This is a genomic window from Caballeronia sp., from assembly GCF_049581465.1.
Classification (GTDB): Bacteria; Pseudomonadota; Gammaproteobacteria; order Burkholderiales; family Burkholderiaceae; genus Caballeronia.
Genome location: NZ_JBAUSA010000802.1, coordinates 1 through 10,052 on the forward strand (window position 1 = coordinate 1; position 10,052 = coordinate 10,052).

The 10,052-nt window shown below is 60.3% G+C and carries 8 protein-coding genes; 5 read left to right on the forward strand and 3 right to left on the reverse strand.

Going from position 1 to position 10,052, the window contains the following annotated elements; all coding sequences use genetic code 11:
• The 3 genes from WCA53_RS19680 to WCA53_RS19690 all read right to left on the reverse strand — a co-directional run.
• Positions 1–1,078: ABC transporter permease (locus tag WCA53_RS19680; RefSeq protein WP_423914457.1), on the reverse strand; the 1,078-nt coding region annotated here is incomplete at its 3' end.
• A complete protein-coding gene (locus WCA53_RS19685; protein WP_423914462.1) occupies positions 1,071–1,787 on the reverse strand; it encodes an ABC transporter ATP-binding protein in 717 nt (238 codons plus the stop codon). The genes WCA53_RS19680 and WCA53_RS19685, both read right to left, overlap by 8 nt.
• A gap of 151 nt (positions 1,788–1,938) precedes the next feature.
• Entirely contained in the window at positions 1,939–3,528 is a 1,590-nt protein-coding gene (locus WCA53_RS19690) for a methyl-accepting chemotaxis protein (protein WP_423914465.1), read from the reverse strand.
• Positions 3,529–3,921: 393 nt separating this feature from the next.
• Between WCA53_RS19690 and WCA53_RS19695 the strand changes: the two genes are divergently transcribed.
• The 5 genes from WCA53_RS19695 to WCA53_RS19715 all read left to right on the forward strand — a co-directional run.
• On the forward strand, positions 3,922–6,309 hold the full coding sequence (locus WCA53_RS19695; RefSeq protein WP_423914467.1) for a phosphoketolase family protein: 2,388 nt from the start codon (positions 3,922–3,924) through the stop codon (positions 6,307–6,309).
• 30 nt (positions 6,310–6,339) lie between these two features.
• On the forward strand, positions 6,340–7,473 hold the full coding sequence (locus tag WCA53_RS19700) for an acetate/propionate family kinase (protein WP_423914470.1): 1,134 nt from the start codon (positions 6,340–6,342) through the stop codon (positions 7,471–7,473).
• Positions 7,474–7,950: 477 nt separating this feature from the next.
• Positions 7,951–8,625 carry a PAAR domain-containing protein gene (locus tag WCA53_RS19705; RefSeq protein ID WP_423914473.1) on the forward strand — a complete coding sequence of 225 codons (675 nt, stop codon included), beginning with the start codon at positions 7,951–7,953 and terminating at the stop codon, positions 8,623–8,625.
• 10 nt (positions 8,626–8,635) lie between these two features.
• On the forward strand, positions 8,636–9,199 hold the full coding sequence (locus WCA53_RS19710; protein WP_423914477.1) for a PAAR domain-containing protein: 564 nt from the start codon (positions 8,636–8,638) through the stop codon (positions 9,197–9,199).
• A gap of 61 nt (positions 9,200–9,260) precedes the next feature.
• Positions 9,261–10,052 (forward strand): hypothetical protein (locus WCA53_RS19715; protein ID WP_423914482.1); only part of this gene is annotated, 792 nt, incomplete at its 3' end.

Consider the following 10,052-nt stretch of genomic DNA (forward strand, 5'->3'; position numbering starts at 1 on the left):
GCTCGAAGCTGACCTGCGGCTGCACGCCCGGGAAATAGCCGCCGCCCAGATCGCTGCCGAAGAATCGCAACGCAGTACTTGCCATCGCGAAGCCGAGCGCCAGGCCGATGATTGAACCGAGGATGCCTAACCATGCTCCCTCAAGCAGGACCTGGGCTAGCAAGCGGATGCGCGTGAAGCCCAGCACCCGCAGCATGGCGAACTGCGAGCGGCGTCGCACGACGGCGAGTGCCTGGGTGGAAAACACCAGGAATGCGCCCGTAAAGAGCGCGACCAGCGCCAGCACGTTCATGTTGATTCGATACGCGCGCGAAAGCCTGTCGGTCCGGCTTTCGTCGTCGCGGGTCTCGGAGATCACTAGCTCGTTGCCAAGGCGTGCCTGCAGCTTCTTCTTGAAACTTTCCCGATCGATTCCGCGCTCGAGTTGCAGGTCGATGCGTGAGAGCTTGCCCGTTCTCCCGAACCGCCATTGCGCGGCGGCGATATCCATCACCGCGAGGCGTTGCCCCACCCTGCTTTCAGCCAGGCCGCCCGCGACGCGCAGGCGCACGAGAGCGGTGCCGCTACGCAGCGCGACCTCCTGGCCGGGACTAGCTTTAAGCCATTGTTGCGCGGCTGGGGACAGGAAAATGGTGTCGTCGGCGAGGGTGTCGAAGGGATGTTCGGCCGATGGCACGCCGACAAGCGCGGGTGTCATGCGGCTTGCCTTGAAGACATCGATGCCAAGCAGCTTTAGCGATGCGCTTTGGTGCGGGACGGTCACATCGAGGTCGAGCACGGGACTGGCCAGCGCGACGCCCGGCTCGGCTGACAGGCGTGGATACCAGCTTTCGTCGAGGGTCGGTTGCGCGCCCCGGACCTGTAGGTCTGCCTGTCCGGACAAGCTTTTGGTGGCGGCCGAAAATTCGTTGAATGCTGCGCTGTTGATTAGCTGGACCGCGTAACCGAGCGCCACGCCGAGCGCGATGGTGACGATCGCGACCATAGCGCGAGCCGGATGGCTTCGCCACTCGGACCAGAGCAGCCAGCGGGCCAGAATTCTGGAGCCCTTGATGCGTGCGGTAGATGTTTCACTCATCGGCGGTTCGTGAAACCCGTTCATCGACAGTGTCCGACACGTGCAGCGCGCCGTGGCGCAGGATCAGGATGCGATCTGCCACTGCCGCCGCCGCTTGCGAATGCGTCACCATGATTGCCGCCGCGCCGGTCGCCTTGATTTGCGTGCGGAATAGCATGAGCACGTCGTGCGCGGTGTCAGGGTCGAGATTGCCCGTCGGTTCGTCGGCAAGAATCAGCTTGGGTGCATGCACGAGGGCGCGCGCGATCGCGACGCGCTGGAGTTCTCCCCCGGACAACTGGCGGGGAAAGTCGTCGCCTCGCCCGCTCAAGCCTACCGCCGCCAGCATGTCGAGCGCATGGGATGGCGGAGTGTTGTTAAGCAGCAAGGGGAGCGCCACGTTTTGAGCGAGCGTCAGGTGCGGTAATACATGGAAAGCCTGGAATACGAAGCCGAGTTTCTGGCGTCGCAAGCGGGTGGCGGCGTTGTCGTCGAGACCGGCGATGTTCGCGCCGTCGATCAGCACCGCGCCGCTATCGGCGGTATCAAGGCCCGCGATCAGGTTTAGCAAGGTCGACTTGCCGACGCCCGAGTCGCCCATGATGGCGACAAATTCGCCAGGCGCCAGCACGAAGTCGAGCTGGTCGAGCACCACGCGGCCCGAGCCGTATTTCTTGCTTAAGGCGCGGCATTCGAGCGCTGGCGCTGTTCCATTGTTACCGGGTTTCATTGGGCGGGTGGGTCGCTGGCGCTCGGAGGGAGGACGTTGATTATAGGTTAGAGCGGTTCCGAACCGTCGCTGCCCAACGCCCGACTTAAAGGCCCGCAGCGGCGACCCCGCACAGCTTGAACACCGAGATCGCCTCCGCCAGTTGTTCCTCTTAGGACGAGACAGCAAGCTCGCTTTCGCCACGAGCAGACCACACCTCGTTCGATATATGAAACACCGAGACCGCCGCCGTCAGCTGGCACGTCAGTTCATGCAGCGACGATGCCGCCGCCGCTGCCTGCTCCACCAGCGCCGCGTTTTGTTGTGTCATATCGTCCATCTGCACGACGGCCTGATTGACTTGCTCGATCCCCGTGCTCTGTTCGCGGGACGACGCGCTGATTTCCGCCATCATCTGCGTGACCCGCGAGATCGACCCCGATACCTCGCGCATCGCCTGCCCCGCGCGTTCCGCTAGCGCGGAGCCGTCGCTCACCTGGGAGACCGATTCATTGATGAGTTCCTTGATCTCCTTCGCCGAATGCGCGCTGCGTTGCGCAAGCCCGCGCACTTCGCCCGCGACGACAGCAAAACCGCGACCCTGCTCGCCCGCGCGCGCCGCTTCGACAGCCGCGTTCAGCGCGAGAATGTTGGTCTGGAAAGCAATGCCGTCGATCACCGAAATGATCTCCGCGATCTTGTCGGAGCTCTTCGCGATCCCGCGCATCTTGTCGACGACCTGGTCGACCACGCCGGCGCCACGCGACGTTGCGCTGAGCGCCTCGCCGGCCAGGGTGTTCGCTTCCCGGGCATGGTCGGCGTTCTGCCGAACGGTGGCGGTCAGCTCTTCCATGCTCGAAGCGGTTTCTTCCAGCGACGCAGCCTGGTTCTCGGTCCGCGCCGACAAATCCGCGTTGCCGCTAGCGATTTCGTCCGCGCCCAGGTTGATCGAATCCGACGCGTCGCGCACGGTCTTCACGGTGCGCGCGACACTTGACTGCATCGACGCGAGACCCTCGAACAAGCGGCCGATCTCGTTGCTGCCACGATCCGCTATGCGCTCATCCAGCATGCCGCGAGCGATGCGCTCGAAGTGGCGACCCGCCTCTTCCAGCGGCGCGATCACAGCGCGACGTAACGCGATATGCACAAGCACGACACCCGCTGCAAGCGCCACGAGGATCGCCACGCCTACGATACGAAACAGGCTCAGCCGATCGTCGATGGAATCGAGGTACGACTGGCCGGCCGCGTCGCTGAACGTCGCGAAATTCTTCTGTTCGGCAAGATAGCCGTCCTGGAAGCCTTGCGTGGGCTGGTCGAGGAAGGCCTGGATATTATTGGCGTCGAGATACTCCGCCAGTTCGCCAAGCGCCTTGTGATACGCCTCGTATTTATCCTGCAAGGCGGCGGTGCGCGCCTCATTTTCCGCACCGGTTTTCGGCGCATTGGCGAAGGCCGCGAAGGACTTCTCCGACAAACTCAGTTGCTCGCGTGCGTGCTGCACGATGTCGGCGGGTTCAGTCCCGCCGCGCACCATCCGGGTACCGGCGCGTGACAGGTTGATACGCGCATCCATCAGATGCTGGGTCGTTTCATTGACCTGGTTGACCTGCTTGAGCGCGATATTCGAGAGCTTCTCGATGTCGCTGTGAGTGGTGGTGAGTGACCAGAATCCGAGACCTTCTGTGGTCACTTGAAACAGGCAGAAAAGCGCTAGTACGATCAGGAGTCCAGCGGACACGCTTACTTTCTTCAGCATATAACCCATCTAATTTAACGTTGATACCCGAGCCGGGATTTTGGTGCTGATCGAATTACATGCTTGGCTAACATCACAGGCTGGCTCGTGTGTTATCGGGTGTTAACGGCTGGGCAAAAGCATTCTTGAGATTGGGTAACCAAGTTGTCTGGCATGGCGCTTGCTACCGCCGTCCTCTGGCCGCTCGCGCTATCGGATTTGTGAGCGAGCGTTGACTTAGCGCATCCAACCATGAAAAACCCGGCTTAGACGCGGCGGCACGTCATAGAGTTGTCTTAGACGCGTGTCATGTTGGCGTAATACGCGGGCCGCATCACCCGAGTCCCCGGTGCCCGCCCACCGCGAGCGCTCTTTTCAAGTGTTACAGCACTTTCCTCTTCCCAGGAATACGACATGGACACACAAGCAACTCTCGGCTCCCTTCCTCTTTCCTCTGACGAATTGCGCAAGATCGACGCATATTGGCGCGCGTGCAATTACCTGTCGGTCGGCATGATCTATCTGCGCGCTAATCCGCTGCTGCGCGAACCGCTCAAGGCCGAGCACATCAAGCGCCGCCTGCTCGGTCATTGGGGATCGGATCCGGGCCAGTCGTTCACGTGGGTCCACCTGAACCGCCTCATCCTCCGGGACGACCTCAACGTCATGTTTATCTCGGGGCCGGGACATGGCGCGCCGGCGACCCTGTCCAATTCGTATCTGGAAGGCTATTACTCCGAGGTCTACCCTGATCGAAGCCCTGACGAAACCGGCATGCTGCGACTGTTTCGCCTGTTCTCATCGCCGGGAGGCATCGGTTCGCACTGCACGCCCGAGACGCCGGGATCGATTCACGAAGGGGGCGAGCTCGGCTATAGCATCGCGCACGGTTTCGGCGCCGCGTTCGATAACCCCGACCTGATCGTGGCCGTCATGGTCGGCGACGGCGAAGCGGAAACGGGCCCGCTTGCAACCTCCTGGCATTCGAACAAATTCCTGAATCCGATTCAGGACGGCGCGGTCCTCCCGATCCTGCATCTGAACGGCTACAAGATCGCTAACCCGACCATCCTCGCGCGGATACCGCAGGAAGAGCTCGAAGCCTTGATGATGGGTTATGGGTATAAGGCGCACTTCGTTTCAGGCGACGATCCCGCTGTCATGCATCAACTGATGGCGCAGACGCTCGAAACGTGTATTGGCGAGATTCGCGCAATCCAGGATCACGCCCGCTCGACCGGCGACACCACGCGTCCCCGCTGGCCGATGATCGTGCTGCGCTCGCCCAAAGGCTGGACCGGTCCCAAGGAAGTCGACGGTCACAAGGTCGAGAATTTCTGGCGTGCGCACCAGGTGCCGGTCCTCGATCCCGTGACGAATCCGAAGAGCCTGAAGATCGTCGAGCAATGGATGCGCAGCTACAAGCCCGAGGACCTCTTCGATGAAAACGGTTCGCTCATCGAAGAACTCAAGGCGATGGCGCCCAAGGGCGACCGGCGCATCAGCGCGAATCCGCATGCCAACGGCGGCCGCTTGCGCCGCTCGCTGGACCTCCCCGACATCCGCGACTACGCGTTCGCCGTGAAGGAAGGCGGCGCCACTTATCATTCGCCCACCGAAGTACTCGCCACGTTCCTGCGCGATGTCATCAAGCGCAACATGAATAACTTCAAGTTGTTCGGGCCCGACGAGACCGCCAGCAACAAGCTCGATGGCGTGTACGAGGTGTCGGGCAAGCGCTGGATCGCTGAGATCAAGCCGGAAGACAGCGACGGCGGCGCGTTATCGCCCGACGGCCGCGTGATGGAAATGCTGAGCGAACATACGCTCGAAGGCTGGTTCGAAGGCTATGTGCTCACAGGCCGGCACGGTTTGTTCGCGACCTATGAAGCCTTCGTTCACGTGATCGATTCCATGTTCAACCAGCATGCAAAGTGGCTGGAAAAGGCCAAGGTCGAACTGGACTGGCGGGCGCCCGTGCCGTCATTGAACCTGCTGATCACGTCGCTCGTATGGCGCCAGGATCACAACGGATTTACGCATCAGGATCCGGGATTTCTCGATGTCGTCACGAACAAGAGCCCCGAAGTCGTGCGCATCTACCTGCCGCCGGACGCCAACTGCCTGCTTAGCGTGGCGGACCATTGCCTGCGTAGCCGCGACTACATCAATGTGATCGTGGCCGACAAGCAGCCGCACCTGCAATACCTCAGCATGGAGCATGCGCTCGCGCACTGTACCAAGGGCATAGGCATCTGGGACTGGGCATCGACTGATCAAAACAGTGAGCCGGATGTGATCATGGCCTGTGCCGGCGATATTGCCACCATGGAGTCCCTTGCGGCCGTCGAGATCCTCAAGAAGCATTTCCCCGACCTCAAGATTCGCTTCGTCAACGTGGTCGACCTGTTCCGACTGATGCCTGCAAGCGATCATCCGCACGGTTTGTCGGAGCGCGATTTCGACTCGCTCTTTTCGCGCGACAAACCCGTGATCTTCAATTTTCATTCGTATCCTACGCTGGTCCACAAGCTCACCTACAACCGCACGAATCACGAGAACATGCATGTGCATGGTTATCGCGAGCGCGGCAACATCAACACCCCGTTCGAACTCGCTATCATCAACCAGGTCGATCGCTATTCGTTGTGCGTGGATGTGATCGATCGCGTGCCGCGCCTTCGCGACACCGGCGCCCATACGAAGAACTGGCTCAAGGACCAGATCAACGAGAGCATCAACTACGCGCACGCGGAAGGGATCGATCGCGACGAGATCCGCAACTGGACCTGGACGGGCTAAGGGATGACGGACACCTCGACGGACACCTCGATGCGCACCCTTGCGCTGCCCTCTACGCAAGGCATTCTGGTTTTGAACAGCGGTTCGTCTTCGCTCAAGTTCGGCGTATTTACGCCGGCCGGCGGCGACGAAACCGCGTGGTTCACCGGCAGTGCGAAAGGGATTGGCCGTGGCGACGGCTCGCTCACCATGCGTTCCCTGGATGGCACGATCGACATCCAGCAGAGCCACGTGATGGAGTCGCAACACGAGGCCTTGCAGCGCGTAGCCGATGTCTTGCACCGGCATCTGGATCGGCCCCTGGTTGCTGCGGGTCATCGCGTGGTGCATGGCGGCCCGCATCTGACCACGCACGCGCGCATCACTGACGAGGTGAAACAGACCTTGCGTGATGCGATCCCGTTCGCGCCGTTGCATTTGCCTCCAGCGCTTGATCTGCTTGACGAAGCGCAGCAGATCTTTAGCGACATTCCCCACTACGCCTGTCTTGATACCGCCTTCCACCAGACCATGCCGGCGTGCGCGACGCGCCTTGCCCTACCGAAGCATTACGCGATCGAAGGCGTGGTTCGCTACGGCTTTCATGGGTTGTCGTACGAATCGATCGTGTCGAGTCTTGGACAGGACCTGCCCGCAAGACTTGTGGTCGCGCATCTTGGCAGCGGTGCGAGCCTGTGCGCGATCCGGGACGGCCACTCCATCGATACGACCATGGGCCTCACGCCTACGGGCGGCATTCCGATGGCCACACGCACGGGGGACCTTGATCCCGGCGTGCTGGTGTACCTGATGCGCACGGGTTCGCTTGACGCCGACGCGCTTGAACATCTCATCAATTACGAGAGCGGGCTCAAGGGCGTGTCGGATTCGAACGACGACATGCAGGCGCTTGCCGCGCGGGCCGATCCTGATGCGATGCTCGCCGTCGATATGTTCTGCACGGCGGTGCGCAAGGCGATCGGGGCGTACGCTGCGCTGATGGGCGGTGTTGATCTTGTTGTGTTCACTGGGGGGATAGGAGAACACGCCGGGTCGCTGCGCGAGCGGATTTCATCGGGGCTGGAGTTTCTCGGGGGCGGGTTTCGAGTCATCGAGACGCAGGAGGAGCGACAGATCGCAAGGCATAGCAGGCAAATGTACGAAGGTCCTGCTGTCGGCGGTTAGGGGGGCGGGGTGCTGTGCGCGGCGGGGGGGCTGCGCGCGGCGAGTGTGGGGAGAGCGTTGAGTCCTTCTGCTAGCGTGGTCGTTCTGCATAAGTAGTATTTTCTTGCTTATTTCTGTTAGCCTCTGTCCGGGGCGGGACTTCTTTTCTTTGCAAACGCTGCAAAGAAACGAAGCAAAGAAACGCGTTTCAAACCGCGAATACCTAAGTGTCGTCGTTGCTCACGTCAGGTCTTTGGCACGAACGTAGCACGGCTCCCGCAGCCCCGACCCGCAGTTGAACACCGACCTTTCTCGCAAACGGCGCGCACACGCTTCGCCTCCACCGCCCCTATCCCGTTGCCGCTAGCGACAACGCACACAACGGGCGTTTCCTCTTTAGGCCGCAGTCCGATGAGTTTGCAAAGGTTGACAGCCAGACTCGCCTGACGCGGATAGATTAGGCGCATCGGCGCATTCAACCCTGAAGGAGACTGGCGCATGAAAGAAGACGCAACCAACGAAATCAAATATCTGTTCGCCACAATCGGTTCGCTTACCGCAAGAGGCGGACGTGTCACCACGGCGACGGGTGGACCCGCTATCGCAGATCTGGACATGGCGCGTGTCGGCGACGTAGTGACATACCCGGATGGTAGCGAGGCGGTGATTATGGACGGCGCGGGTCTTGCTCTCGTACTTGGCGGCCAACCCGCTGCGCTGGCCGGCAGCAGCTTGAGTAACGGCGACCGGATCATCGAGACATTGCAGCAAGGGAGTGGCATCTCCGTGCGTGCAGGCAGCACCATCGACGGACTTTTCGATGCCGACTATGTGCCCCCGCATTCCACCGATCCGATCTATCGCTTTGCTGTTAAGGGAGCAACAACCAGACTCGGCGGCGTGCTGCGCGAAGCGACGAGTAGCTTCGACGTTCGCGGCACTCATCGTAAGTCTGCCTGCGTCGGCGACTTCATCGAGTACGCAGACGGCACGCGCGCAAAAATCATTACGGGAGTCGGCCTGCCAGATACACCCACGTTCCAGCAGCTTGCAGTCGTCGGCAGTCTGCTTGACAACGGCGATGTCATCAACGACAGCCCCGACCGCGATCCGCAAACGTCCACCAACTTTGTCCCCGTTGACAAACACGGTGTCGCGATTCCGCGTCAATAACGGAGCAGTCATGCGTATTCCTATTGTGCGTCACGGCGACCCGACGACGACGGACGGAAAAGTCGTTGCATTCAGCGCGACGATTCACGACGACGGTCGGAAGTTCGCGCTCTTTGGAGACCAGGCAACGTGCGGTAACTGCAAGGGATTGTGGAACATCGTAGGCACCGGCGAAGGTACCGGAGAAAACGGACGCGTCGTTGTTATCAACGGCGACCGTGTTTTATGCCCGTGCGGCAAGAATCGCGTGATTGCGGGTGCAGATGCCGGGATGTTCGTGCATATCGACATCGGCGCGCGGCGCTCTGCTGCGAACGCAGTACCGTTGACCAAGACTGGCAATCACTGGATCACGTTTTCTCTAAACGAGCCCGGAAGCTGCGAGGGCCTGCGGTGCGTAGCAACCTTTACGGACGGCACGGAGGAAACCGGACTATTCGACGCAAATAACAAGGTTCGCTTCGAGCGCGCGGATAACGACAGCACATGTTCTCACGTTGCACTATCACAGGTCGGCGGCGCAGGCGCATCGGGTTCTATAACCGAATCTCTTCTCTCAGCAATCGCGAGGTAATGATCGCGCGGGCGTCCGGTTCCGTTACGGAGTCTTTTCTTTCAGCAATCACGGGGTAAATATGTCAAAAGCCCAAGCGAGTACGTCAACCGCCGTAAACGGTCCATTCCAGACGAAGCAAGAGCACGCATTGTCAAGCAATGTTCTGAAGAACGCCCGCGATTCTTTGGAAAGCGCAGGACTCTATTTTTCAACCATGGCCATTAGTGATGCGGCTGTCCGCGCACGCTACGATGACGGAATTCGCAGGCTAAGCGGTATCGTTCAAGAGGAAGTTAACGCCGGTCGAATAACGCCTCTCGAAGGGGCGGAGTTTTGCCAATCAACGCGTAATCAGATTATGGAGGAGACACGCAAGGTAACATCCCCGTGGGGGCTTGCTTCCGCACAAAATTTGAAGGGAGAAGGCGTTGGTCTGGAGACTATTCTGGATCGGTATTCGAATCGACTTTTCTCCAAACCCTTTCGCCTTCTGACAGAGGCAGAGAAGGACCGAGCCTATTATGCCGTCATTGAGGCAGCGGGTCGTAGCAATGCCAAAGTCAGTGCAAAGACTGCGAGGCTTAGAGTCGGTGGAAAGGTAGGCATCTTGATAACAGGTGCGCTTGCCGCATACTCTATCGCAAGCGCGGATGACAAGATTACGGAGACTGCACGGCAGGGAACCGTAGTCACGGGCGGTATGATCGGGGGAGCCCTAGCTGGTTTGGCGGTATCGAGCGTATGCGGTCCCGGTGCCCCGTTTTGCGCAATTGCAGTGCTCATCATTGGATCGAGTGCTGCTGCGTCACTGACCGACGCGGCATATGATCTCTACCTCGAGGAAGTGAGGGAATTTCAGGCATGGGGAATC

What these genes read in the sequence shown, in the direction of transcription:
- WCA53_RS19690 (WP_423914465.1), bottom strand. Translation starts at nt 3,528, where the DNA reads ATGCTGAAGAAAGTAAGCGTGTCCGCTGGACTCCTGATCGTACTAGCG.
- WCA53_RS19700 (WP_423914470.1), top strand. Translation starts at nt 6,340, where the DNA reads ATGCGCACCCTTGCGCTGCCCTCTACGCAAGGCATTCTGGTTTTGAAC.
- WCA53_RS19685 (WP_423914462.1), bottom strand. Translation starts at nt 1,787, where the DNA reads ATGAAACCCGGTAACAATGGAACAGCGCCAGCGCTCGAATGCCGCGCC.
- WCA53_RS19705 (WP_423914473.1), top strand. Translation starts at nt 7,951, where the DNA reads ATGAAAGAAGACGCAACCAACGAAATCAAATATCTGTTCGCCACAATC.
- WCA53_RS19710 (WP_423914477.1), top strand. Translation starts at nt 8,636, where the DNA reads ATGCGTATTCCTATTGTGCGTCACGGCGACCCGACGACGACGGACGGA.
- WCA53_RS19695 (WP_423914467.1), top strand. Translation starts at nt 3,922, where the DNA reads ATGGACACACAAGCAACTCTCGGCTCCCTTCCTCTTTCCTCTGACGAA.